A 22,454-nucleotide genomic window follows, 5' to 3' on the forward strand; every position below is an offset into this window, starting at 1 on the left:
CAGCGCGCTCCGGATCTCCCGTGTACACCCCTTTCCCCCGTCCATACCGACTGGTTAGTCTGCGGAAGCAGTCGGCATGGAGAGGCAGGCCCCGGATGGATGCGGTGCAGGGCGCGACGGTCGTGGTCACGGGTGCGGGAGGCGGCATCGGAGCCGCCCTGGCCCGGCGGTTCACGGCCGAGGGAGCCCGGGTCGTGGTCAACGACCTGGACGCGGGCAAGGCCAAGGCGGTCGCCGAGGAGATCGGCGCCACCGCCGTCCCCGGGGACGCCTCCGGGATCGTCGAGGCGGCCCGCGAGGCACTCGGCGGCAGGATCGACATCTACTGCGCCAACGCCGGCGTCGGCTGCGGCGGCGACCCGTTCGCCGAAGACCTCTGGGAACTGGCCTGGGACGTCAACGTGATGGCCCACGTACGGGCCGCCCGCGCGCTGATCCCGGAGTGGGTGGAGCGGGGGAGCGGCCGCTTCGTGTCGACGGTGTCGGCGGCCGGCCTGCTCACGATGATCGGCGCGGCCCCGTACAGCGTCAGCAAGCACGGCGCGCTCGCCTTCGCCGAGTGGCTGTCGCTGACGTACCGGCACCAGGGCCTCAAGGTCCACGCGATCTGCCCGCAGGGTGTGCGCACCGACCTGATGGCCTCCGCCGGATCGGCGGGCGAACTGGTGCTCGCGCCCACCGCCATCGAGCCGGAGGACGTCGCCGACGCGCTTTTCGAGGGCATCGCGGCCGACCGCTTCCTGATCCTCCCGCACCCGGAAGTCGCCGACTACTACAGGGCGCGCGCGGGCGACACCGACCGCTGGCTCGCCGGGATGAACCAACTCCAGCAGAAGTGGGAAGGGGCCGGGCAGTGACGCACACCGCCGACGGAGGACCGAACCACCCGGCCGCATCGATCTACGCCGCCCAGCCGTGGCTGGCGCAGCTCAGCGAGGCCCAGCGTCGCCCCGTGCACCCGGCGCCCACCCTGGTGCACGCCTTCCGCGACAGCGTGCGCCGCGCCCCCGACACGACCGCGCTCGCCTACTTCGACGGCCGGCTCAGCTACCGCGAGACGGAGGCCCTGTCGGACTCCGTGGCGGGACACCTCGCCGCCCAGGGCCTCGGGCGCGGCGACCGGGTCGCGATCATGCTCCAGAACTCGCCGCAGTTCGTGCTCGCCCTGCTCGGCGCGTGGAAGGCGGGGGCCGTCGTCGTCCCCCTCAACCCGATGTACAAGTCGGCGGAAGTGGGTCACGTCCTCGCGGACGCCGAGGTCAGCGCCCTGATCTGTGCCGACCGCGCCTGGGAGGCGTACCTGCGGGAGACCGCCGCCGCAGCCCCTTCCGTACGCATCGTCCTCACCGCCTGCGAACTCGACCTCCAGAGCACGAACGACGACCGCGTGCTCACCTTCGAGCGCCTGCCCAGGCCCACCGACGCCGACGACCTCGTCGAGGCCGCCCGGGCCGGACTGAATTCACCCTCCGGGCGGGAACTCGGGCCCACGGACACGGCGTTGATCAGTTACACGTCGGGCACCAGCGGCACACCGAAGGGGGCGATGAATTCCCACGGAAACATCATGGTCAACGCGGAGCGGCAGCGCACCGGGCACCCCATCGCCGAGGGGTCGTCCTACTTCGCCCTCGCCCCGCTCTTCCACATCACCGGCATGGTCTGCCAGCTGGCGGCCTGCCTGACCAACGCGGGCACCCTCGTCCTCGCCTACCGCTTCCACCCGCAGGTGGTCCTGGACGCCTTCGCCGAGCACCGGCCCGCGTACACGGTCGGGCCGTCCACGGCCTTCATGGCGCTGGCCGCCACGCCGGGCGTCACCCGCGAGCACTTCGCCTCCTTCGAGGTGATCTCCTCGGGCGGCGCACCGCTGCCGCCGGCCCTGGTGGAGAAGTTCCGGGCGGGCTTCGGGCCGTACATCCGCAACGGCTACGGGCTCACCGAATGCACCGCCCCGTGCGCCTCCGTACCGCCGGAGAAGGAGGCTCCGGTCGACCCGGTCTCCGGCACGCTCTCCGTCGGCGTACCAGGACCCGACACGGTCGTGCGCATCGTCGACGACAAGGGCCAGGACGTCCCCTTCGGCGAGCAGGGCGAGATCGCGGTGCGCGGCCCCCAGGTCGTCTCCGGCTACTGGCGGCTGCCCGAGGCCACCGCCGAGGCCTTCCCGGACGGGGAACTGCGCACCGGCGACATCGGGTTCATGGACTCCGAGGGCTGGCTGTACGTCGTCGACCGCAAGAAGGACATGATCAACGCGTCGGGCTTCAAGGTGTGGCCCCGCGAGGTCGAGGACGTCCTCTACACCCACCCCGCCGTCCGCGAGGCGGCCGTCGTCGGCGTCCCCGACGCCTACCGGGGCGAGAGCGTCAAGGCGTACGTCAGCCTGCGACCCGACGCGGAAGCGACCCCCGACGACCTCATCGCGTACTGCAAGGAACGCCTCGCCGCCTACAAGTACCCGCGCGAGGTGACGGTCCTGCCGGAGCTTCCCAAGACGACGAGTGGGAAGATCCTCCGGCGGGAACTGCGTTCCACGCAGTAGTTCCCCGCACTCAGTACGAGACTCGACGCATTCAGGCAAGGCAGGTAGCGGCACATGGCCAGAACGACCGAACCCGGCGGCACTCCCGTTCCGCAGCGGCTGCTGGCCGCCGCCACCCGGCTCTTCGCCGAACGCGGCTACGACCGGACCTCGGTCCAGGAGATCGTCGAGGCGGCGGGCGTCACCAAGGGCGCCCTCTACCACTACTTCGGCTCCAAGGACGACCTGCTGCACGAGGTGTACGGCCGGGTCCTGCGCCTCCAGCAGGAGCGCCTGGACGCGTTCGCCGACGCCGACGCCCCCGTCGAACAGCGGCTGCGCGACGCGGCGGCGGACGTCGTCGTCACCACCATCGAGAACCTCGACGACGCGTCGATCTTCTTCCGCTCGATGCACCACCTGAGCCCGGAGAAGGACAAGCAGGTCCGCTCCGAGCGCCGCCGCTACCACGAGCGCTTCCGGGCCCTGGTGGAGGAGGGGCAGCGCACGGGCGTCTTCTCCACCGCCACCCCCGCCGACCTGGTGGTCGACTACCACTTCGGCTCGGTCCACCACCTGTCGACCTGGTACCGCCCCGACGGCCCCCTCACCCCGCAGGAGGTCGCCGACCACCTGGCAGACCTCCTGCTCAGGGCCCTGCGCCCCTGAGGAAGGGTCGATCAGCCGAGGGGGAGGACCTTGCGGCCCCAGGTCTCGTTGGTGACTGTCGCGAAGGACGTGTACCAGGCGCACACCGCGCACACCAGGCCCAGCCAGCCGCCGACGTGCCCCAGCGTCACGTTCTGCGCCAGGTCCCCGAGGGCCAGGAACAGGAACGTCAGCGTCAGCGTGACGAAGATCGCCCGGTGCGCCAGGTCCAGCTTCAGCGCCGCCACCGTCATGTACAGGGTGAAGACGAACCACGCGATCAGGAACAGCCCCGTCGCCAGGTGCGCGTCCTCCTTCGGCAGCCCGGGCACCACGAACTTCACGTAGCCCGCGAACGCCATCCAGAAGGCGCCGTACGACACGAACGCCGTCGCCCCGAAGGTGTTGCCCCGCCGGAACTCGAACAGACCCGCCGCGAACTGCGCCAGACCGCCGTAGAACAGCGCCAGCGGCAGCACGACCGCGCTGAGCGCCGCGTTCGAGACCAGGCCCGAGTTGAACATGCTGAGCACGAAGGTGGTCAGCGCGAACGCGGCCAGCCCGAGCGGACCGGGGTTGGCGATCTTGACGGGCGCGGGGGCGGCAGGAGCTGCGGGGGCGTGAGACATGGGTGGAACCTTCGCGTGGACGGCCTCGCACGCGGCTTCGAAAGCAAGGCCGAACGAGGAATGACCCACCGAATTTACCGGGCGATTCGGGCGCAAACCGACGAAAAGCGGCCCCTGTGGTCGGGATCTCAGTCCCGACCACAGGGGCCGCCCGGCCCTGGCGGTCCGCCGAAAGGCCCTTACGGGCACCTGCGGGGCGAGGACCGCAGGTCCTTCGGGCGAGGCCCTACAGGTACTTCTTCAGCTCCCGCCGCGCCAGCGACCTCTGGTGCACCTCGTCCGGCCCGTCCGCCAGCCGCAGCGTCCGCGCCCCCGCCCACAGCTCCGCCAGCGGGAAGTCCTGGCTGACGCCCCCGGCCCCGTGCAGCTGCACCGCGTCGTCGATGATCTGCAGCACCGCACGCGGCGTCGCGATCTTGATCGCCTGGATCTCGGTGTGCGCACCCCGGTTGCCGACCGTGTCCATCAGCCAGGCCGTCTTCAGCACCAGCAGCCGCAGCTGCTCCACGGTCACCCGCGCGTCCGCGATCCAGTTCTGCACGACACCCTGCTGGGCCAGCGACTTCCCGAAGGCGTTGCGCGCCACCGCCCGCCGGCACATCAGCTCGATCGCCCGCTCGGCCATGCCGATCAGCCGCATGCAGTGGTGGATGCGCCCCGGCCCCAGCCGCGCCTGCGCGATGGCGAAGCCGCCGCCCTCCTCGCCGACCAGGTTCGCGGCGGGCACCCGTACGCCGTCGAAGACGACCTCCGCGTGACCCCCGTGGTAGTGGTCCTCGTACCCGTAGACCTGCATCGCCCGGCGGATCTCTACGCCCGGGGTGTCGCGCGGCACCAGGATCATCGACTGCTGGCGGCGCACGTCGGAGCCGTCCGGGTCGGTCTTGCCCATCACGATGAAGATCTTGCAGTCGGGGTTCATCGCCCCGGAGATGTACCACTTGCGGCCCGTGACGACGTACTCGGCCCCGTCGGCGGACCGCTCGATCCGGGTCTCGATGTTCGTCGCGTCCGAGGAGGCCACCTCGGGCTCCGTCATCGCGAACGCCGAGCGGATCTCCCCGGCCAGCAAGGGCTCCAGCCACTGCTTCTTCTGCTGCTCGGAGGCGAACTGGGCCAGCAGCTCCATGTTGCCGGTGTCCGGGGCCGCACAGTTCAGCGCGGTCGGGGCCAACTGCGGGGAGCGGCCGGTGAGTTCGGCGAGGGGCGCGTACTGGAGATTGGTCAGCCCCGCGCCGTACTCCGCATCCGGCAGGAACAGATTCCAGAGCCCCTGCCTTCGCGCCTCCGCCTTCAGCTCCTCCACCACCGCCGGGGTGTCCCACGGCGAGTCGAGCAGCGCGCGCTGCTCGTGCGCCACCGCCTCCGCCGGGTAGACGTGCTCGTCCATGAAGGCCAGCAGCTTGCCGCGCAGCTCTTCGGTGCGTGCGTCGTACGCGAAGTCCATGGGAAATCAGCCCTTCTGAAGGGTCGTCAGGCCGTGCTGGATGAAGACCGGGACGAGCTCGCCGATCCGGTCGAAACCGGCACCGACCGTCTGCCCGAGCGTGTAGCGGTAGTGGATGCCCTCGAGGATGACCGCGAGCTTGAACCAGGCGAACGCCGTGTACCAGTGCACCGCCGACACGTCCCGCCCGGAGCGGGCCGCGTACCGCGCGACGATCTCGTCGGTCGTCGGGTGACCGGGCGCCGAAGCGGTCGTGGAAATGGGGGAGTCGGGCAGCTCCAGCTCCGTCCCGTACATCACCAGCAGGCCGAGGTCCGTCAGCGGGTCGCCCAGCGTCGACATCTCCCAGTCCAGGATCGCCCGGATCTCGTCGTCCGGACCGCCGATCAGTACGTTGTCGAGGCGGTAGTCGCCGTGTACGACGGTGGGCGCGGGGGAGTCGGGCAGCTCGCGGCCGAGCGCGGCGTGCAGTTCGTCGATACCGGGCAGGTCACGGTTGCGGGAGGCGTCCAACTGCTGTCCCCAGCGCCGCAGTTGACGGTCCAGGAATCCCTCGGGGCGGCCGAAGTCGCCGAGCCCGACCTCCTCGGGGTCCACCGCGTGCAGCTCCACCAGGGTGTCCACCAGGCCGAGCACGGCGGCGTGCGTGCGCTCCGGGCCCAGCGGGGCCAGTTCCTGGGATGTCCGGTACGGAGTCCCCTCCACGAACTCCATCACGTAGAACGGCGCGCCCAGCACCTCCTCGTCCTCGCACAGCAGCACCGGGGCCGGTACCGGGACGCGCGTCGGATGCAGACCGCTGATCACCCGGAACTCGCGCTTCATGTCGTGCGCGGTCGCCAGGACATGGCCGAGCGGCGGCCTGCGCACGACCCAGCGGGTGCGGCCGTCCGTGACGTCGTACGTCAGGTTGGAGCGTCCGCCCTCGATCAGGCGGGCGGTGAGCGGGCCGCCGACCAGGCCCGGCCGCTCCTGGTCCAGGTGCTCGCGCAGCCGTGCCGGGTCGAGGCCCGGGGGTGGCGGGGGAGCGGTGCTCATGGGGATGCCTCCAGGACTTGTGGGCAACGGCTCTGCCCATGATGCCGACCAGTCGGTATGTCGTCTAGTCCTGTGCGAGGTGGGTGGTTGCTGTTCCTTCCGGGGGCGCTGCCCCCGAACCCCCGGGTTTCGCCCCGGCCCCGCCCCTTCACCTAAAGCGCTCGCCGCGCGGCTTGTTGTTTGGTTGCTCGCGCAGTTCCCCGCGCCCCTGACGGGGCGCCCCTTTACCAGACGACCGCCACCCCGAACCCCGCCAGCGCCACCCCGCACCCCACCGCCAGCCACGCCCGGCGTGGCGACAGCGCCAAGGGGCGGGCCCGGTCCAACTCCCGCAGCCGCCCGTGCGCCACCACCAGGAAGCCGACCCAGACCAGCGCCCCCAGCGCCGCCCCGAGCAGCCCCACCCCCGTCACCCCGTCGTGCACTGCCTGCTTCACGGCCAGCACCGCCACCACCGTCGCCGACAGCGTCGTCCGCCGCCACGCCAACCGCGTCCGCTCCGGCTGGAGCCCCGGATCCCGGGCGGGCTCCACGGCGGGCCCGCCCACCTGGCCACTCACCCCGCCCACCTGACCACTCACCCCGCCCACCCGAACACCACGACCACCACCATCGCCACCGCGACCACCCCCACCACCAGGCTCAGCACCGTCGGGAAGCGCGTCACCGGCAGGTCCTCTCCCCGCCGCATCGCCCGCTCGCACCGCACCCAGTGGTTCACCGCCCGCAGCGCGCACATCGCCCCCAGCGCGAGCAGCGCGAGCGCCATCGAGACCCGCACTCCCCACCGCAGCTCCGGCAGGAACTGGTCCACCGCGAACCCGCCCCCGACCAGCGCCAGCGCCGTCCGCACCCAGGCCAGGAAGGTCCGCTCATTGGCCAGCGAGAACCGGTAGTCCGGCGTCTCGCCCTCCTCCTGCACCCTCTTGGGCGCCACCCACAGCCGCAGCCCCTCCCGCAGCCCGCTCATCGGCGCGCCAGCAGTTCGTACGCGGCCAGCCCGTCCGGCACCCACTCCCAGGCGTCCGGTCCGCCGCCGGCCCGCCGCGCCAGCTCCTCCTCTGTCAGGAAGGTGTGCCAGGCGACCTCCTCCACCTGCGGGTCCACCGGCACCTCGCACCGCACCTCGTACACGGCGCTCCACCAGCTCTGCCCGTCCGCGCCCTCGTAGAGGAACTTGGTCAGGAACTCCGGCTGCGGCAGCCCGGAAACCCCCAGCTCCTCCTGCGCCTCGCGCAGCGCCGCCGCGTCGTAGGACTCGCCCGCGCCGACCACACCGCCCACGAACATGTCGTACAGCGACGGATACACCAGCTTCGTCGGTGTCCTGCGGTGCACGAAGATCCGGCCCTCGGCGTCCCGCACTCGGATGAAGGTGCAGCGATGGCGAAGGCCCCGCGCGTACACCTCACCGCGCGGGGCCTGCCCGACGACGTCGTCGTGCTCGTCGACGACGTCCAAGATTTCTTCACTGGGGTTCATGGGCCCCATCCAACAACAACCAGTGGATCACTGACCCATGACGTACTTCACGGTCGGGCCGGTCGTCCAGCCGCCGTCCACCGCCAGCTCCGCGCCCGTGACGTACGACGCCGAGTCCGACAGCAGGAAGACGACCGCGCCCGCGATCTCGTCCGCCTCGCCGACCCGGCCCATCGGCGTGTTCGGGTAGTTGCCGTCGCCCTGCTGGATGCCGACGGCGGCCGTCATCGGGGTGTACGTCATGCCCGGGTGCACCGAGTTCACGCGGATCTTCTGGGTGCCCAGCTCGACCGCGCCGATCTTCGTCAGACCGCGCACGCCCCACTTGGACGCGCCGTAACCGGCGGTCAGCGCCAGGCCCATCAGGCCGGCCGCCGAGGAGATGTTGACGATCGAGCCGCCGCCGTTCTCCCGCATCGCCGGGATGACGGCCTTCATGCCGATGAAGACACCGGTCAGGTTGATGTCGAGGACCTTGCGGAAGTGCTCGACCGACTCGTCCGCGAGGAACTGGCCGGTGGATATGCCCGCGTTGTTCACCAGGCCGTCGATGGAGCCGAACTCCGCGACCGCGTACGCCGCGACGCGCGCCCAGTCCTCCTCCGAGGTCACGTCGTGGTGCTGGAACCGGGCCCGCTCGCCCAGCTCCGCCGCCGTGGCCTTGCCGTCTTCGTCGAGCACGTCGGTGATCACGACGTTCGCGCCGGCGGCGACCGCCTGCTTGGCGGCCTCCGCGCCCAGACCCCGGGCGCCGCCGGTGATGATGACGGTCTTGCCGGTGAGGTCGTTGTTGCTCATGGTGCGTTCTTCTCTCACGAGTGTGGGGTTCAAGAGTGTTCTGGTACGTGGGTGTGGGGCGCCCCGAGCAGGGCCGCGGTCGTCTCCACGAGGTCGGCGAGGAATACGTTCGCCGAGGTCAGCGGAGTCTCCCCGGCCAGCAACTGCCGTGCCCGGTCCGCGAGGGCGGCACCGACCAGCGTGAGCGCCAGGTCCAGGCGCTCCAGCCGCAGCGGTTCGGGCAGCCCGTCGCGCACGAGCGCGGCCTCGATGTGCTCGATCAGCCGCCAGTACGCGGTGCCCGCCAGCGTCGGGTGCGGGGTCCGCGACCGTACGCCGCTCTCATGACTGAGCTGCGCCGAAATGCGCAGACAGCGCAGCCCTCGTGCGTCGGTCAGCTCGGTGGCCTCCGCCGCGACGAGGGCCGTGACCAGCTCCCGTACGGAAGCGGCTTCGGGCACCTGGGTCAGCAGCGGCGCGAGCACCTGCTCGGTGCGTGCCTGGCGTCCCGCCATGACGGCGTCGAGGAGCCCGGTCCGCGAGCCGAAGTGGTACTGGACGGCCGACGGATTCGCCTGTCCGGCCAGCTTCACCACGTCCCGCAACTGTGCGCCGTCGACGCCCTGCGCGGCGAAGATCTCCTCGGCCGCACGGATCAGCTTCTCCCGGGTCTCGGGTCCTGACGTCCTTGCCATGCGACCACTGTAATACTGGCCATTATTAGAAGGCAATGCGGGACATTAAAGGATCAATGTTCGGCATTGGCGAGGACGGAACGCGCAGGCCAGCAGGCCAGAAGCCCGCTCAGCGACCTGCCGGCACCTTCTCGGCCGCCACCGGCACCGCCTTCGCCGCCCCGCCCGGCATCGCCGGATGACGGCTCAGCAGCACGATGCCCGCCACGATCGCCACCAGCCCCGCCGCCTCCCCGGCCAGTGCCTCCGGCGTCGTGCGGAGCTGGTCGCCCAGGAAGCCGATCCCGCACGCCACCCCGGAGAGCGGCTGCGCCGCCGTCAGCGCGGGCAGCGAACCGCGCAGCGTGCCCGTCTCGAACGCGCTCTGCACCAGCACCAGCCCGACCACCCCGAGCGCCACCACCGCGTACACCTGCCAACCGCCCAGCAGCGCGTCCCAGCCGCCCTCCTCGAAGCGTTGCCCGGTCGCCCGGGTCAGCGCGTCCTGCAACCCGTACAACAGCCCCGCCGCGAGTGCGAGGAGCGCCGGGCCCGAGCCCATCCGGGACCGCTTGGCGTGCGCGGTCAGCAGCAGGGCGAGGCCCACGACGACGCCGACGACCAGCCAGTGCCGCAGCGGATCGACCTCGGCCCGCCCGCCGTGCGGCCGCCCCGCCACCAGGAACGCCGCCACCCCGCCCGCCAGCAGCCACAGCCCGGCCCAGCCCCGGCGGCCGAGCCTGCGCCCGGTGAGCCGCCGCGAGAGCGCCATCGCGAACAGGAGGTTCGTCGCGAGCAGCGGCTCGACCACCGACACCTCGCCGTACGACAGGGCCAGTGCGCCCAGCACCATGCCCGCCACCATGCAGCCGATCCCGGCCAGCCAGCGCGGCACCCGCACCAGGTCGAGCAGCAGCCGCAGCGACAGGAAGTCACCGAGCGGCGCCTGTCGGGCGGCATCCTGCTGGAGGACAAAACCGAAGCCGATGCAGCACGCGGCGCTCAAAGCCAGTACAAGAACGGTCAGCGACACCGTGAAACCTCAAGTGAGGGGGGAATCAGGGGACTTGGCCGACCATAGCGGCACAGGGGCTGTGATCGCTGCGGCGGCGAGGAGAGGCGTCTTCCGTTCCGGGTACCCCAGCGGGACCCCCGAAAGCGCGCTCGCGAACGGTTGACTAGTTACTCCCGCGTACCGAAGATCGGGCCATGGATGCCAAGGGGAACGACGCCACCGGCCACGACGTCACGGCCGCCTCCGGTGACACGAGTCGCCCGGACGACACGGGGCGCTCCGGCGACACGGGCCGCACCGGTTACGACGCGGACGTCATCGTCATCGGCGCGGGCCTCGCCGGTCTCGTCGCCACCGCCGAGCTGGTGGACGCCGGCCGCAAGGTGATCCTCCTGGACCAGGAGCCCGAGCAGTCGATCGGCGGCCAGGCGCACTGGTCCTTCGGCGGCCTCTTCCTCGTCGACTCGCCCGAACAGCGCCGGATGCGCGTCAAGGACAGCCGCGACCTCGCCCTCCAGGACTGGCTCGGCACCGCGGGCTTCGACCGCGACGAGGACGCCTGGCCGCGCAAGTGGGCCGAGGCGTACGTCGACTTCGCGGCGGGGGAGAAGCGCTCCTGGCTGCACCAGCAGGGCGTCCGCTTCTTCCCCGTCGTCGGCTGGGCGGAGCGCGGCGGCTACGACGCGAACGGCCACGGCAACTCCGTACCCCGCTTCCACATCACCTGGGGCACCGGTCCCGGCCTCGTCGCCCCCTTCGAGCGCAAGGTCCGCGAAGGAGTCGCCCGGGGCCTGGTCACCTTCCGCTTCCGGCACCGGGTCACCGGCCTGGAGCGCACCCAGGGAGTGGTCGACACCGTCACCGGCGAGATCCTGGAGGCGTCCTCCGCCGAGCGAGGCACGGCCAGCTCGCGCACCGCCACCGGAGAGTTCTCGCTGCGCGCGCAGGCGGTGATCGTCACCACCGGCGGCATCGGCGGCAACCACGACCTGGTCCGCGCCCAGTGGCCCGAACGCCTCGGCACTCCGCCCGCGCACATGCTCTCCGGCGTCCCCGCGCACGTCGACGGCCTGATGCTCGGCATCGCCGAGGCGGCCGGCGCCAGCCACATCAACCGCGACCGCATGTGGCACTACACCGAGGGCATCCAGAACTGGAACCCCATCTGGTCCAAGCACGGCATCCGCATCCTGCCCGGCCCCTCCTCGCTGTGGCTCGACGCGCGGGGCAAGCGGCTGCCCGTCCCCCTCTTCCCGGGCTTCGACACGCTCGGCACGCTCGACCACATCATGAAGACCGGCTTCGACTACACGTGGTTCGTCCTCGACCAGCAGATCATCGGCAAGGAGTTCGCCCTCTCCGGCTCCGAGCAGAACCCCGACCTGACGGGCAAGTCCGTACGCGGCGTCATCGACCGGGCGAGGGCCGCCGTGCCCGCCCCTGTGAAGGCGTTCATGGACCACGGCGCCGACTTCGTCGTCGAGAAGGACCTCACCTCCCTGGTGCGCGGCATGAACGCCCTCACCAAGGAACCCCTCATCGACGAGGCCGACCTGCGCCGCCAACTCGTCGCCCGCGACCGGGAGATGGCCAACCCCTTCACCAAGGACCTCCAGGTCACGGCGATCCACGGGGCGCGCAAGTACCTCGGCGACAAGCTCATCCGCACCGCCACCCCGCACCGTATCCTCGACCCCAAGGCCGGGCCGCTGATCGCCGTACGGCTGCACATCCTCACCCGCAAGTCGCTGGGCGGCCTGGAGACCGACCTCTCCTCCCGCGTGCTGACCCCGGACGGCACCCCGCTGCCGGGTGTGTACGCGGCGGGCGAGGCGGCGGGCTTTGGCGGCGGCGGCGTCCACGGCTACCGCTCCCTGGAGGGCACCTTCCTCGGCGGCTGCATCTTCTCCGGCCGGGCGGCGGGGCGCGCGGCCGCGCGCGACGTGGTGTAGCGCCGAAGTGGGGTGACGCCTATCGGTGCCGAGGAAGGGTGGCGCCTACCGGAACCAGGGCGTCACCCCTCAGCACCCGGCACCTCCGCACCCAGCACCTCCACCACCCTGAACCTTTCCGCCACCACCAGCGTCTCGTCGTCCACGGTGAACCCCGGGTCCCCCATGGCCTCCCGCATCTCCTCCCCGTGCCAGAACGCCTCGTGCCCTGCCCGCCACTCGGCCACCGACGCGTACCCCTCGCCTTCGTCCAGCGCGTGCTGAAGATCCACGTCCCCCAGCCGCAGCACCCGCACCTCCGTGATCTCCAGCACCCCCACCTCCCGCCCCGCCGAGTCGATCAGGGCCGAGCGCTCGCCCACCGGCGGCAGTTCCTCGTCCTCCGCCTCGTACTCGCACAGCAGGCCCGTCGTCGACACCTTCCGCCCCGCGAGCACCGCCGCCACCAACTGGTCCCGCAGCGGCCCCGGATAGGCCAGCAGGTACGGCGGGAGCGGTGCGCGGGAGGGAGCGGTTCGGGCGGAATTCTGGTGGTCGTCCATGCGCCCAGCCTAGCCACGACAGGCCCCCTGCCTGGCCCGATGTCATCACCACGCAGACCAACCGCCGCACCGTCGACGCCAGTTGGACACCGCCCCGACAGGAACCGGCTTGACGCGGAGCCGCCCCTACCGCTTTGCTGTGCGTGATCAAAGCCTGCTCGTCGCGCGTCGTGGAGGTACCTCGCGGATGGCCCCTCCTCCGCCCCTTCTCCGCCGCCGTCGCGGCGAACAGCCGCCCGACCCTGCCCTCGACGACGCCGAACTCATAGAAGTGCGCGAGCAGTTGGGGCAGGGCAGATGGACCAAGGTCCGCTCCCTCCTCGCTCGTACCGGCGACGACTGGGACCGCCGCGGCCACCGCCTCCTCGTTCTCGCCGCCCCCAAGGGCACCCTCGCCTGGGCCCAGGACTGGCTCCTCGCCGAACCCGAAAGCGCCGACGCCGCAGCCCTGTTGGCCTGCGCCCAGGCCCAGGCCGCTCTCCTCGGCAAGGGCTGCCCCGACCGTGCCCGGCAGTCCTGCCGCAAGGTCGCCGAGCTGGCCCCCGAGGACCCCACGCCCTGGCTCGCCCTGCTCCTCCTCGCCCGCCACCTCGGCACCGAGGACGAGGTCACTCAGCTCTACGACCAGGTCAGGCTGCGGCACCCGGAGCACCACCACGCCCACCACCTGATCATCGCCCGCCTCGCCGAGCGCCGCCCCGACATAGGGCAGGACCCCCTCCACGAGGTGTACGACTTCGCCGCCTGGGCCGCCGAACAGGCCCCCGCCGACTCCCCGTTGGCCGTCCTGCCCGTGGTCGCGCACGCCGAGCGCTACCGTGCGCTCGCCGTCGCCGGACAGGTCCCGGCCGAGCCGGAGCTGTCGGGGCACTGGTCGGGCCGCCGCGCCCGGCAGACCATGAAGGCCGCCTTCGACTGGTGGCTGGAGTGGGAGCGCGAGGACCACCCCCGTTCCCGCGTCGACCTCAACTACCTCGCCCACGCGAAGTTCTGCGAGGGCCGGTACGCCGAGGCCGCCGCCCTGTTCCACCGGATCGGCCCGCACCGTACGGCCGCCCCCTGGTCGTACCCCGACCGGGACCCCCACCAGGCCTTCCGCGCCGCACGCGGCGTCGTACTCGGAGACGCCTGACCCCCCCCACGCGCAAGTCCAGCACCACCGCACCCCTCCCACTCCGCCTACCCCCGAAGGGACAACCCCGCGATGGCCACGGGCAGTTCACCCACCCGCACGACCCGAGAGACAGGCAGCGGCGACGCCGGAATCAACACCTACAAGGGCGAGGAGGGCGCCCTGCGCGCCGGCCGCCTCGGCACCCTCGGCCTCCTGCTGTCCGTCCTCGCCGCCAGCGCACCCCTCATGGTCGTCGCCGGTGTCATGCCCACGATCTTCGGCGTGATGGGCGTGGTCGGCCAGCCGCTCCTCTTCCTCATCCTCGGCGCGGTGCTCCTCCTCTTCAGCGTCGGCTACGCCGAGATGAGCCGGCACGTCCACAACGCCGGCGCCTTCTACGCGTACATAGCCCGCGGCCTCGGCGCCACCGCCGGCGCCGGCGCCTCGCTGGTCGCCCTCGTCGCGTACAGCGCGATGCAGGTCGGCATCTTCGGCATCCTCGGCTTCGAGCTCTCCGGCATCTTCGCCACCTACCTCGACCTCAAGGTCGCCTGGTGGGTCTTCGCCCTGGTCTGCGTCGTCCTCATCGGCTTCCTCGGCTGGCTGAAGATCGACCTCAACGCCAAGGTGCTCGGCGTCCTGCTGCTCATCGAGTGCCTGCTCGTCGTCATCTTCGACGTCTCCGCCGTCGCCGAGCCCGCCAAGGCCACCGGCCTGTCCTTCGCCGCGTTCGACCCGTCCACGCTCTCCGGGCCCGGCGTCGCGCTCGGCACCGCGCTCTGCTTCTCCATCGCCGCGTTCGTCGGCTTCGAGCAGGCCCCGGTGTACGCCGAGGAGACCCAGCGCCCGCACGTGATCGTCTCCCGCGTGATGTTCCTCGGCGTCGCCTACTCGGCGATCTTCCTGGCCCTCAGCTCCTGGGCGGTCAGCGTCGCCGCAGGCCCCGACAAGGTGTCCAAGCTCGCCACCGACCAGGGCCCCGGCATGCTCTTCACCCTGGTCCAGGAACGCCTCGGCACGACCTTCACCGACGTCCTGCACATCCTCTTCGTCACCGGCATGTTCGCCGCGCTCCTCAGCTTCCACAACGTCGTCGCCCGCTACTCCTTCGCGATGGGCCGCGAGGGCCTCCTCCCGGCCGCCTTCGGCCGTACGAACAAGAACAGCGGCGCCCCCGCCACCGGCTCCGTCCTCCAGACGGTCCTCTCCCTGGTCGTGGTCCTGGCCTTCGCGCTCACCGACGACAAGCCGATCGACGACCCGACCACCCCGGTGCTGCACCTGTTCACCTGGATGGGCAACGTGGGCGCGCTCGGCGTCATCCTGCTGATGGCCGTCGCCTCGTTCGCCGTGATCGCCTTCTTCGTACGACGCGGGGCGGGCGGCGCGCAGAAGTGGCGCCTGCTCTGCTCGGGCCTGGCCGGAATCGCCCTGCTCGGCATCGCGGTCTACACGGTCAAGGACTTCGCCATCCTGGTCGGCGCCGAGTCCGGCTCCGTACTCAGCTGGATTCTGCCCGCCATCATCGGCGTCACCGCCCTGGGCGGGCTCCTCTACGGTGTGGTCCTCAAGGCCAAGAAGCCCGAGGTGCACGCCCGGATCGGGCTCGGCAACGAGGCCTTCCAGCTCGACAAGGCCGCCGGCGCGGACCAGGAGCCCGCCGGACGCTGACGCCCGCGGGTCGGGCGGGGGAGAGGTCGCGGCGCTTCCCCGCCCGGCCCCGGACCCCTGCCCACCCCGGGCCCCGCCGGCCCCCGCAAGGCATGACGAAAGTCTGACGAACACGCGCGGACCTTTGCACCAGGACCCCGCGAGTGCTCGAATCGAGACGTGACCCCTCAACCACCGGACGGGACCGCACCACCGCCACGGCCCGAACCGAAGCAACCCCCCGACGCCCAGCGGCCCGCCGACGCCGAGCGGCCCGCCGCCCCCGACCCCGGCACCCCCGTCGCCCGCCGTCTCGTCCTCGGCATGCTGGGCCTCGGCGCGGCCGGGGTGGCGGCCGCCCCGTACGTCCAGAAGGGCATCGACTCCTTCCTGGGCGCCGCGGCCGACAAGGACCCCACCGGCCTGACCGGGCTGTTCCCCAACAGCAGCGGCTTCCGCTACTACTCCGTCGCCGATTCCGTCCGCAAGAAGACCCCGGCCACCTACCGCCTGGACATCGGCGGCCTCGTCGAGCGCCCCGTCAGCTACACGCTGGCCCAACTGCGGGCCCTGCCGCAGACCCGTGTCGTCCGTGACGTCCAGTGCGTCACCGGCTGGCGCGTCCCCGACACCCCCTTCGAGGGCGTACGCCTCTCCCACCTGCTGGACCTCGCCGGAGTGAAACCCACCGGCCGGGCCGTCCGCTTCCTGTGCTTCGACGGCACGTACAGCGAGAGCCTCACCCTCGACCAGGCCCGCCGCGACGACGTGCTGGTCGCCCTGAAGATGCAGGACAAGGACCTCCCGCACAACCACGGCGGCCCGGTCCGCCTCTACGTCGCCCCCATGTACTTCTACAAGTCGGCGAAATGGCTCTCCGGCATCAACGTCACCGACCGGGTGCTGCCCGGCTACTGGGAGGAACTGGGCTATGACGTCGACGCCTGGGTCGGCAGGTCCAACGGACGCACCGACACCCCGACCGTCTGAACTCCCCACCCGGGTCCGCCGGTTCACCCGCGCCGAACGCCTCGTCCACCGGGCGACCGCGACCCTCACCCTCCTGTGCGTCGCCACCGCCGCCTGCCTGTACGTCCCCGCGCTCGCCGAACTCGTCGGCCGCCGCCACCTGGTGGTCACCGTCCACATCTGGACCGGCGTCCTGCTCCCCGCCCCGTACCTCCTGGGCCTCGCCTCGCGCGCCTTCCGGGCCGACCTCGCGCTGCTGGCGCGCTTCACGTCGTACGACAAGGAATGGGTGCGCGCGGTGCGCCAGCGGCGCTTCCACCGCCCGGCGGGCAAGTTCAACGCGGGCCAGAAGCTCTACGCGGGATGGATCGCGGGGGCGGCCCTGGTGATGCTCGGCACGGGCCTGCTGATGTGGTTCACCCACCTCGCACCGCTGGCCTGGCGCACCGGAGCCACCTTCGTCCACGACTGGCTCGCCCTCGCCATGGGCGTCGTCATCGCCGGACACCTGTGGATGGCCCTGACCCACCCCGAGTCCCGCGTCGGCATGCGCACCGGCGAGGTCGACCGGGCCTGGGCCAAGGACGAACACCCCCACTGGAAGCCCTAAAGCTGCCGCAACGCCCCCACCACCCGCTCCACGATCTCCTCCGGCGTCCCCTCCACCCCCACCGTCACCCCGAACTCGTCGCCCCCGAGCCCCTCCAGCGCCGCGAACTGCGAGTCCAGCAGCGCCACCGGCATGAAGTGGCCCTTGCGCTCCCGCATCCGCTCCTCGATCAACTCCCGCGCCCCCTCCAGGTGCACGAACGCCGCCCCCGGCGCCGCCTCCCGCAGCCGGTCCCGGTACGCCCGCTTCAGCGCCGAGCAGCTCACCACCCCGCCCGCCGTGCCTTGTTCCCGCGCCCAGCCGCCCACCAGATCGAGCCAGGGCAGGCGGTCGGCGTCGTCCAGGGGGACTCCGGCGGCCATCTTCGCGACGTTCGCCGCCGGGTGGAAGTCATCACCCTCCGCGTACGCGACGCCGAGCCTTTCCGCCAGCAATGCCCCGATTGTCGACTTCCCTGTACCCGCAACGCCCATGACCATTACCGCGTGTGAGAAATTCATCAGCCGACCCGATCCCCTCTGTTCACTCTTGACGCGCCAGTAACAACGCCCGAGCATTCTCCGCATGGTCTTGTCAGACAGCCGGACAACCCCCGGCGGCGCCCCCACGAGCGGCACCGCCCCCAGCGGCGACCCCTCCGGCGACCGCGGAGACCGTGACGGTCTTGTGCCCCGACGCGTCAGCGCCACCGACGTCGTCCTCGCACATCTGCGCGCCGCCATCGAGTCCGGCGAACTGGCCGTGGGCGACAAGCTCCCCACCGAGGCGGAACTCGGCCGACGGCACGACGTCAGCCGCTCCGTGGTCCGCGAAGCCCTGCGCACCCTCCAGGCCCTCGGCCTGACGGCCTCCCGCGCGGGCAAGGGTACGTACGTGCTCTCGCCCCGCCCCAACCCGGTCTTCGGCTCGTACTCGGCCCGTGACCTGCTGGAAGTCCGACGTCACGTGGAGATCCCCGCGGCGGGGTACGCTGCTTCGCGCCGCACCCAGGACGACATCGATCACCTGCTGACACTGATCGAGAGGATGGAGCGCGAGACCGACTCCACCGCCTGGGTGGCGCTGGACTCCCTCTTCCACCTCGCCGTCGCCGGGGCCTCGGGCAACCCCGTCTTCCAGAAGATCATCGAAGAGATACGGGACGCCCTGGCGCGGCAGTCCAGCTTCCTGAACCGACTCGGGGACCGACGACGCCAGTCGGAAGCCGAGCACCGGGCGCTGATCGAAGCGATCGTCGAGGGGTCCGAGGGGGCAGCCGTGCACGCCATGGCCGCCCACCTCGAACGCGTCGAGACCGCCCTGCATGCGATCGTGCGCCCCGGTACCGCACACACCCCACACGAAGGCGAAGCGATACATGAGTGACCGCACCCGCACTGCGGCAGTCGACACCGCCCCGCCGTCCCCTCCCTCGACGTCCCCGCACGTCGACGCGGGTGACGAGGGTTACAGCAAGGACCTCAAGTCCCGCCACATCAACATGATCGCCATCGGTGGCGCCATCGGCACCGGCCTCTTCCTGGGCGCCGGCGGCCGGATGGCGGGCGCGGGCCCCTCCCTGGCCATCGCCTACGCCGTCTGCGGCGTCTTCGCGTTCTTCGTGGTGCGCGCGCTCGGCGAACTGGTCCTGTACCGGCCGTCCTCCGGCGCGTTCGTCTCCTACGCCCGTGAGTTCATGGGCGAGAAGGGGGCGTACGCCGCGGGCTGGATGTACTTCCTGAACTGGTCGACCACCGCCGTCGCCGACATCACCGCCGCCGCGACCTACGCGCACTTCTGGGCGATGTTCAGCGACATCCCGCAGTGGATCCTCGCCCTGATCGCCCTGTCGATCGTGCTGACCGCCAACCTCATCTCGGTGAAGTACTTCGGCGAGATGGAGTTCTGGTTCTCGATCGTCAAGGTCGCCGCCCTGGTGATCTTCATGCTGATCGGCATCTACCTGCTGGTCACCCAGACCCCGGTCGACGGCCACACCCCCGGCTTCTCGACCATCTCCGACGGCGGCGGCATCTTCCCGATGGGCGTCCTGCCGATGCTCATCGTCATCCAGGGCGTCGTCTTCGCGTACGCCTCGGTGGAGCTGTGCGGCGTCGCCGCGGGCGAGACCGAGGAGCCGCACAAGGTGCTCCCCAAGGCGATCAACTCGATCATGTGGCGCGTCGGCATCTTCTACGTCGGCTCGGTCGCCCTGCTCGCCCTGCTGCTGCCGTACACGGCCTACAGCGACAAGCAGAGCCCGTTCGTCACCGTCATGGACAAGATCGGCGTCCCGGGCGCTGCGGGCATCATGAACCTCGTCGTCCTCACCGCCGCCCTCTCCAGCCTCAACTCCGGCCTCTACTCCACCGGCCGCATCCTGCGCTCGATGTCCCTCGCGGGCTCCGCCCCGAAGTTCACCGGCCTGATGAACAAGGGCCAGGTCCCCTACGGCGGCATCCTGCTCACCGCGGGCTTCGGCGTCCTGGGCGTCGGGCTGAACTTCTTCGTCCCCAAGAACGCCTTCGAGATCGTCCTCAACTTCGCCTCGATCGGCATCCTCGGCACCTGGGCGATGATCATGATCTGCTCGCTGCTGTTCTGGCGCCGCTCCAAGGAGGGCCTCCTGGAGCGCCCTTCGTACAAGCTGCCCTGGGCGCCGTACACCCAGATCGTCACGCTGGTCTTCCTCGCCTGCGTGCTGTTCCTGATGTGGTACGGCGGCGGGGACGGCCGCAAGACTGTGTACTGCCTGCCGATCATCGCGGCGGCCCTGGTCGGCGGCTGGTTCGTCGTACGCCGCCGGGTCACCGCGATCGCGGCACAGCGGGCGAAGGAGTCCGCGGAGTCCTGACCTCCGGACTCACCCGAAACCCTCGTCGGCCGTCTCCCTCCGGGGAGGCGGCCGACGGGCGTATGGTCGAGGGGTTCCTTGATCACGGCACCCGCGCCCGTCGTCCCCCGGCCCTTACGCGAGGATCACCGGGAAGATCACTGAGAACCGGAAGGAAACCCACCGCATGTCGCAGCAGGTACTCGGGGTCATCGCCCCGGGCAAGAACGAACCGGTCCGCGTCGAGACCATCGTCGTCCCGGACCCCGGACCGGGCGAGGCCGTGGTGAAGATCCAGGCCTGTGGCGTCTGCCACACGGACCTCCACTACAAGCAGGGCGGCATCAACGACGACTTCCCCTTCCTCCTCGGCCACGAGGCGGCGGGCATCGTCGAGTCCGTCGGCGAGGGCGTCACCGACGTCGCCCCCGGCGACTTCGTGATCCTCAACTGGCGCGCGGTCTGCGGCCAGTGCCGCGCCTGTCTGCGCGGTCGCCCCCAGTACTGTTTCGCCACCCACAACGCCAAGCAGAAGATGACCCTGCTCGACGGCACGGAACTCTCCCCGGCCCTGGGCATCGGCGCCTTCGCCGAGAAGACCCTCGTCGCCGCCGGCCAGTGCACCAAGGTCGACCCCTCGGTCTCCCCGGCCGTCGCCGGCCTCCTCGGCTGCGGCGTCATGGCGGGCATCGGCGCCGCCATCAACACCGGCCAGGTCGGCCGCGGCGACTCGGTCGCCGTCATCGGCTGCGGGGGAGTGGGCGACGCCGCGATCGTCGGCGCCCGCCTCGCCGGAGCAGCGAAGATCATCGCCGTCGACATCGACGACCGCAAGCTCGAAACCGCCAAGACCATGGGCGCCACCCACACGGTCAACTCCAAGTCCTCCGAACCCGTCGAGGCCATCCGCGCCCTCACCGACGGCAACGGCGCCGACGTCGTCATCGAGGCCGTTGGCCGCCCCGAGACGTACAAGCAGGCCTTCTACGCCCGCGACCTCGCCGGCACGGTCGTCCTCGTCGGCGTACCCACCCCCGACATGCAGCTCGAACTGCCCCTCCTGGACGTCTTCGGCCGCGGCGGCGCGCTCAAGTCCTCCTGGTACGGCGACTGCTTGCCCTCCCGCGACTTCCCGATGCTGATCGACCTGCACCAGCAGGGCCGCATCGACCTGGCCGCGTTCGTCACCGAGACCATCGGACTCGGCGACGTCGAGAAGGCCTTCGCGCGCATGCACGAGGGCGACGTCCTGCGCTCGGTGGTGACCTTCTGATGTCCGTACGCATCGACCACCTCACCACCTCCGGCACCTTCTCCCTCGACGGCGGCACCTGGGACGTGGACAACAACGTCTGGATCGTCGGCGACGACACCGAAGCGATCGTCATCGACGCCGCCCACGACGCCGACGCGATCCTCACGGCCCTCGGCGGCCGCACCCTGAAGGCCATCGTCTGCACCCACGCCCACAACGACCACATCGACGCCGCCCCGGCCCTCGCCGAGGCCACCGGAGCCCCGATCCTCCTCCACGAGGACGACCTCCCCCTCTGGAAGCAGACCCACCCCGACCGCACCCCGGACGGCACCCTCACCGACGGCCAGCACCTGACCGTCGCGGGCACCACCCTCACGGTCCTGCACACCCCGGGCCACGCCCCGGGCGCGGTCTGCCTCCACTCCGAGGCCCTCGCCACGGTCTTCACCGGCGACACCCTCTTCCACGGCGGCCCCGGAGCCACCGGCCGCTCCTTCTCCCACTTCCCGACGATCATCGACTCGATTCGCGACCGCCTGCTGACGCTCCCCGCGGAGACCACCGTCCGCACCGGCCACGGCGACCCCACCACCATCGGCGCGGAAGCCCCGCAGCTCGCCGACTGGATCGCCCGCGGCCACTGATCCCGGGAACGACGAAGGGGGCCACCCACACCGGGCGGCCCCCTTCCGCGTACCTCTGCTCAGACCTTCTTCACCAGACTCGACTTCAGCCGCAACGCCCCGAAGCCGTCCACCTTGCAGTCGATGTCGTGCCCGTCCACGGGCTCGATCAGCCGGATCCCGCGCACCTTGGTGCCCGCCTTGATCCCCGACGCGCTGCCCTTCACCTTGAGCGCCTTCACGACGGTCACGGAGTCCCCGTCGACCAGCACGTTCCCCACGGCGTCCCGTACGACCCGCTCACCGTCCCTCTCCGCCTCCGCCGCCTGCGGCACCCACTCGTGCCCGCACTCCGGGCACACCACGAGGGCGTCCATCTCGTAGGTGTACGCGCAGGAACATTTGGGGCAAGGGGGGATGTTTTCCGTCATTCGTCCAGGATAGTCGCCCTGTCCGGACCACCTCGTGCCGCGGCAAACGCAGAAGGACCCCAGATCGCTCTGGGGTCCTTCGCTGGTGTCCGAGGGGGGACTTGAACCCCCACGCCCGATAAAGGGCACTAGCACCTCAAGCTAGCGCGTCTGCCATTCCGCCACCCGGACAAGGTGTCTGTCGTTCGGGGCTGTTCTGCGCTGTCCCGTTCCGACGTGGAAAACAATACCAGGGGTTTCGGGTGCTCGATCACCACCC

At 71.0% G+C, this 22,454-nt stretch carries 24 protein-coding genes and 1 tRNA gene; 12 read left to right on the forward strand and 13 right to left on the reverse strand.

The features are described 5' to 3' along the window. The first annotated feature begins 95 nt into the window (after positions 1-95). The 3 genes from IE269_RS34845 to IE269_RS34855 are packed head-to-tail and all read left to right on the forward strand — an operon-like array spanning position 96 to position 3,193. On the forward strand, positions 96-857 hold the full coding sequence (locus tag IE269_RS34845; RefSeq protein ID WP_189827270.1) for an SDR family oxidoreductase: 762 nt from the start codon (positions 96-98) through the stop codon (positions 855-857). Continuing rightward, a complete protein-coding gene (locus IE269_RS34850; protein ID WP_189827271.1) occupies positions 854-2,545 on the forward strand; it encodes a class I adenylate-forming enzyme family protein in 1,692 nt (563 codons plus the stop codon). Before IE269_RS34845 ends, IE269_RS34850 begins: the two co-directional genes overlap by 4 nt. A gap of 54 nt (positions 2,546-2,599) precedes the next feature. Further along, a complete protein-coding gene (locus IE269_RS34855) occupies positions 2,600-3,193 on the forward strand; it encodes a TetR/AcrR family transcriptional regulator (RefSeq protein ID WP_189827272.1) in 594 nt (197 codons plus the stop codon). An 11-nt stretch (positions 3,194-3,204) separates the two neighbouring features. Here the strand turns inward: IE269_RS34855 and IE269_RS34860 are convergent, their stop codons facing one another. The 9 genes from IE269_RS34860 to IE269_RS34900 form a co-directional block, all read right to left on the reverse strand. Further along, positions 3,205-3,801, reverse strand: a complete 597-nt coding sequence (locus tag IE269_RS34860) for an acetate uptake transporter (RefSeq protein WP_189827273.1) — start codon at positions 3,799-3,801, stop codon at positions 3,205-3,207. A gap of 226 nt (positions 3,802-4,027) precedes the next feature. Then, the gene (locus IE269_RS34865) at positions 4,028-5,248 is read right to left on the reverse strand and encodes an acyl-CoA dehydrogenase family protein (protein WP_189827274.1); all 1,221 of its coding nucleotides are present in this window, start codon (positions 5,246-5,248) and stop codon (positions 4,028-4,030) included. A gap of 6 nt (positions 5,249-5,254) precedes the next feature. Continuing rightward, entirely contained in the window at positions 5,255-6,286 is a 1,032-nt protein-coding gene (locus tag IE269_RS34870; RefSeq protein ID WP_189827275.1) for a phosphotransferase family protein, read from the reverse strand. A gap of 224 nt (positions 6,287-6,510) precedes the next feature. Further along, complete coding sequence (locus IE269_RS34875) at positions 6,511-6,846, reverse strand: DUF202 domain-containing protein (RefSeq protein ID WP_229898149.1); 336 nt, start codon at positions 6,844-6,846, stop codon at positions 6,511-6,513. A gap of 17 nt (positions 6,847-6,863) precedes the next feature. After that, complete coding sequence (locus IE269_RS34880) at positions 6,864-7,256, reverse strand: YidH family protein (RefSeq protein WP_189827276.1); 393 nt, start codon at positions 7,254-7,256, stop codon at positions 6,864-6,866. Next, the gene (locus IE269_RS34885; protein ID WP_189827277.1) at positions 7,253-7,768 is read right to left on the reverse strand and encodes an NUDIX hydrolase; all 516 of its coding nucleotides are present in this window, start codon (positions 7,766-7,768) and stop codon (positions 7,253-7,255) included. Before IE269_RS34885 ends, IE269_RS34880 begins: the two co-directional genes overlap by 4 nt. Before the next feature lie 27 nt (positions 7,769-7,795). After that, positions 7,796-8,566: a glucose 1-dehydrogenase gene (locus tag IE269_RS34890; RefSeq protein WP_189827278.1), complete on the reverse strand. Its 771-nt coding sequence runs from the start codon at positions 8,564-8,566 to the stop codon at positions 7,796-7,798. Between the two features lie 29 nt (positions 8,567-8,595). Beyond that, positions 8,596-9,240, reverse strand: coding sequence for a TetR/AcrR family transcriptional regulator (locus IE269_RS34895; RefSeq protein ID WP_189827279.1), 645 nt, complete (start codon positions 9,238-9,240; stop codon positions 8,596-8,598). 109 nt (positions 9,241-9,349) lie between these two features. Then, positions 9,350-10,252: a DMT family transporter gene (locus IE269_RS34900; RefSeq protein WP_189827280.1), complete on the reverse strand. Its 903-nt coding sequence runs from the start codon at positions 10,250-10,252 to the stop codon at positions 9,350-9,352. A 176-nt stretch (positions 10,253-10,428) separates the two neighbouring features. Between IE269_RS34900 and IE269_RS34905 the strand changes: the two genes are divergently transcribed. Further along, complete coding sequence (locus IE269_RS34905; protein WP_189827281.1) at positions 10,429-12,186, forward strand: FAD-binding dehydrogenase; 1,758 nt, start codon at positions 10,429-10,431, stop codon at positions 12,184-12,186. A 62-nt stretch (positions 12,187-12,248) separates the two neighbouring features. On the opposite strand, the gene IE269_RS34910 is transcribed toward IE269_RS34905, so the two are convergent. Next, on the reverse strand, positions 12,249-12,728 hold the full coding sequence (locus IE269_RS34910) for an ASCH domain-containing protein (RefSeq protein ID WP_189827282.1): 480 nt from the start codon (positions 12,726-12,728) through the stop codon (positions 12,249-12,251). Between the two features lie 187 nt (positions 12,729-12,915). Here IE269_RS34910 and IE269_RS34915 point away from each other — a divergent pair, with 187 nt between their 5' ends. The 4 genes from IE269_RS34915 to IE269_RS34930 all read left to right on the forward strand — a co-directional run bounded on the left by IE269_RS34915 (position 12,916) and on the right by IE269_RS34930 (position 17,071). After that, entirely contained in the window at positions 12,916-13,860 is a 945-nt protein-coding gene (locus IE269_RS34915) for a hypothetical protein (RefSeq protein WP_189827283.1), read from the forward strand. 72 nt (positions 13,861-13,932) lie between these two features. Then, positions 13,933-15,513, forward strand: coding sequence for an APC family permease (locus tag IE269_RS34920; protein ID WP_189827284.1), 1,581 nt, complete (start codon positions 13,933-13,935; stop codon positions 15,511-15,513). A gap of 303 nt (positions 15,514-15,816) precedes the next feature. Continuing rightward, a complete protein-coding gene (locus IE269_RS34925; RefSeq protein WP_189827339.1) occupies positions 15,817-16,482 on the forward strand; it encodes a molybdopterin-dependent oxidoreductase in 666 nt (221 codons plus the stop codon). Continuing rightward, positions 16,424-17,071 (forward strand): cytochrome b/b6 domain-containing protein, encoded by a 648-nt coding sequence (locus tag IE269_RS34930; protein WP_189827285.1) that lies wholly within the window; start codon positions 16,424-16,426, stop codon positions 17,069-17,071. The genes IE269_RS34925 and IE269_RS34930 overlap by 59 nt, the downstream gene beginning before the upstream one ends. Here IE269_RS34930 and IE269_RS34935 read toward each other — a convergent pair. Continuing rightward, entirely contained in the window at positions 17,068-17,571 is a 504-nt protein-coding gene (locus IE269_RS34935; protein ID WP_189827286.1) for a gluconokinase, read from the reverse strand. The genes IE269_RS34930 and IE269_RS34935 overlap by 4 nt on opposite strands. 64 nt (positions 17,572-17,635) lie before the next feature. On the opposite strand from IE269_RS34935, the gene IE269_RS34940 reads away from it, so the two are divergent. The 4 genes from IE269_RS34940 to IE269_RS34955 all read left to right on the forward strand — a co-directional run bounded on the left by IE269_RS34940 (position 17,636) and on the right by IE269_RS34955 (position 21,785). Beyond that, a complete protein-coding gene (locus tag IE269_RS34940) occupies positions 17,636-18,436 on the forward strand; it encodes a FadR/GntR family transcriptional regulator (protein ID WP_189827287.1) in 801 nt (266 codons plus the stop codon). Beyond that, positions 18,429-19,904: an amino acid permease gene (locus tag IE269_RS34945; protein ID WP_189827288.1), complete on the forward strand. Its 1,476-nt coding sequence runs from the start codon at positions 18,429-18,431 to the stop codon at positions 19,902-19,904. Before IE269_RS34940 ends, IE269_RS34945 begins: the two co-directional genes overlap by 8 nt. A gap of 166 nt (positions 19,905-20,070) precedes the next feature. Then, a complete protein-coding gene (locus IE269_RS34950) occupies positions 20,071-21,156 on the forward strand; it encodes an S-(hydroxymethyl)mycothiol dehydrogenase (protein ID WP_189827289.1) in 1,086 nt (361 codons plus the stop codon). Then, positions 21,156-21,785: an MBL fold metallo-hydrolase gene (locus IE269_RS34955; protein ID WP_189827290.1), complete on the forward strand. Its 630-nt coding sequence runs from the start codon at positions 21,156-21,158 to the stop codon at positions 21,783-21,785. The genes IE269_RS34950 and IE269_RS34955 overlap by 1 nt, the downstream gene beginning before the upstream one ends. 59 nt (positions 21,786-21,844) lie before the next feature. Here IE269_RS34955 and IE269_RS34960 read toward each other — a convergent pair whose 3' ends face one another. Further along, on the reverse strand, positions 21,845-22,195 hold the full coding sequence (locus IE269_RS34960) for a zinc ribbon domain-containing protein YjdM (RefSeq protein WP_189827291.1): 351 nt from the start codon (positions 22,193-22,195) through the stop codon (positions 21,845-21,847). An 83-nt stretch (positions 22,196-22,278) separates the two neighbouring features. Beyond that, a tRNA-Leu gene (locus IE269_RS34965) sits at positions 22,279-22,366 on the reverse strand. Between the last annotated feature and the right edge of the window lie 88 nt (positions 22,367-22,454).

It is taken from the genome of Streptomyces spiroverticillatus (assembly GCA_014650415.1).
GTDB classification, from domain to species: Bacteria; Actinomycetota; Actinomycetes; order Streptomycetales; family Streptomycetaceae; genus Streptomyces; species Streptomyces spiroverticillatus.

What these genes read in the sequence shown, in the direction of transcription:
- IE269_RS34845 (WP_189827270.1), top strand. Translation starts at nt 96, where the DNA reads ATGGATGCGGTGCAGGGCGCGACGGTCGTGGTCACGGGTGCGGGAGGC.
- IE269_RS34855 (WP_189827272.1), top strand. Translation starts at nt 2,600, where the DNA reads ATGGCCAGAACGACCGAACCCGGCGGCACTCCCGTTCCGCAGCGGCTG.
- IE269_RS34860 (WP_189827273.1), bottom strand. Translation starts at nt 3,801, where the DNA reads ATGTCTCACGCCCCCGCAGCTCCTGCCGCCCCCGCGCCCGTCAAGATC.
- IE269_RS34865 (WP_189827274.1), bottom strand. Translation starts at nt 5,248, where the DNA reads ATGGACTTCGCGTACGACGCACGCACCGAAGAGCTGCGCGGCAAGCTG.
- IE269_RS34870 (WP_189827275.1), bottom strand. Translation starts at nt 6,286, where the DNA reads ATGAGCACCGCTCCCCCGCCACCCCCGGGCCTCGACCCGGCACGGCTG.
- IE269_RS34880 (WP_189827276.1), bottom strand. Translation starts at nt 7,256, where the DNA reads ATGAGCGGGCTGCGGGAGGGGCTGCGGCTGTGGGTGGCGCCCAAGAGG.
- IE269_RS34885 (WP_189827277.1), bottom strand. Translation starts at nt 7,768, where the DNA reads ATGAACCCCAGTGAAGAAATCTTGGACGTCGTCGACGAGCACGACGAC.
- IE269_RS34890 (WP_189827278.1), bottom strand. Translation starts at nt 8,566, where the DNA reads ATGAGCAACAACGACCTCACCGGCAAGACCGTCATCATCACCGGCGGC.
- IE269_RS34895 (WP_189827279.1), bottom strand. Translation starts at nt 9,240, where the DNA reads ATGGCAAGGACGTCAGGACCCGAGACCCGGGAGAAGCTGATCCGTGCG.
- IE269_RS34905 (WP_189827281.1), top strand. Translation starts at nt 10,429, where the DNA reads ATGGATGCCAAGGGGAACGACGCCACCGGCCACGACGTCACGGCCGCC.
- IE269_RS34910 (WP_189827282.1), bottom strand. Translation starts at nt 12,728, where the DNA reads ATGGACGACCACCAGAATTCCGCCCGAACCGCTCCCTCCCGCGCACCG.
- IE269_RS34915 (WP_189827283.1), top strand. Translation starts at nt 12,916, where the DNA reads ATGGCCCCTCCTCCGCCCCTTCTCCGCCGCCGTCGCGGCGAACAGCCG.
- IE269_RS34920 (WP_189827284.1), top strand. Translation starts at nt 13,933, where the DNA reads ATGGCCACGGGCAGTTCACCCACCCGCACGACCCGAGAGACAGGCAGC.
- IE269_RS34925 (WP_189827339.1), top strand. Translation starts at nt 15,817, where the DNA reads ATGCTGGGCCTCGGCGCGGCCGGGGTGGCGGCCGCCCCGTACGTCCAG.
- IE269_RS34930 (WP_189827285.1), top strand. Translation starts at nt 16,424, where the DNA reads ATGACGTCGACGCCTGGGTCGGCAGGTCCAACGGACGCACCGACACCC.
- IE269_RS34935 (WP_189827286.1), bottom strand. Translation starts at nt 17,571, where the DNA reads ATGAATTTCTCACACGCGGTAATGGTCATGGGCGTTGCGGGTACAGGG.
- IE269_RS34940 (WP_189827287.1), top strand. Translation starts at nt 17,636, where the DNA reads ATGGTCTTGTCAGACAGCCGGACAACCCCCGGCGGCGCCCCCACGAGC.
- IE269_RS34945 (WP_189827288.1), top strand. Translation starts at nt 18,429, where the DNA reads ATGAGTGACCGCACCCGCACTGCGGCAGTCGACACCGCCCCGCCGTCC.
- IE269_RS34950 (WP_189827289.1), top strand. Translation starts at nt 20,071, where the DNA reads ATGTCGCAGCAGGTACTCGGGGTCATCGCCCCGGGCAAGAACGAACCG.
- IE269_RS34955 (WP_189827290.1), top strand. Translation starts at nt 21,156, where the DNA reads ATGTCCGTACGCATCGACCACCTCACCACCTCCGGCACCTTCTCCCTC.
- IE269_RS34960 (WP_189827291.1), bottom strand. Translation starts at nt 22,195, where the DNA reads ATGACGGAAAACATCCCCCCTTGCCCCAAATGTTCCTGCGCGTACACC.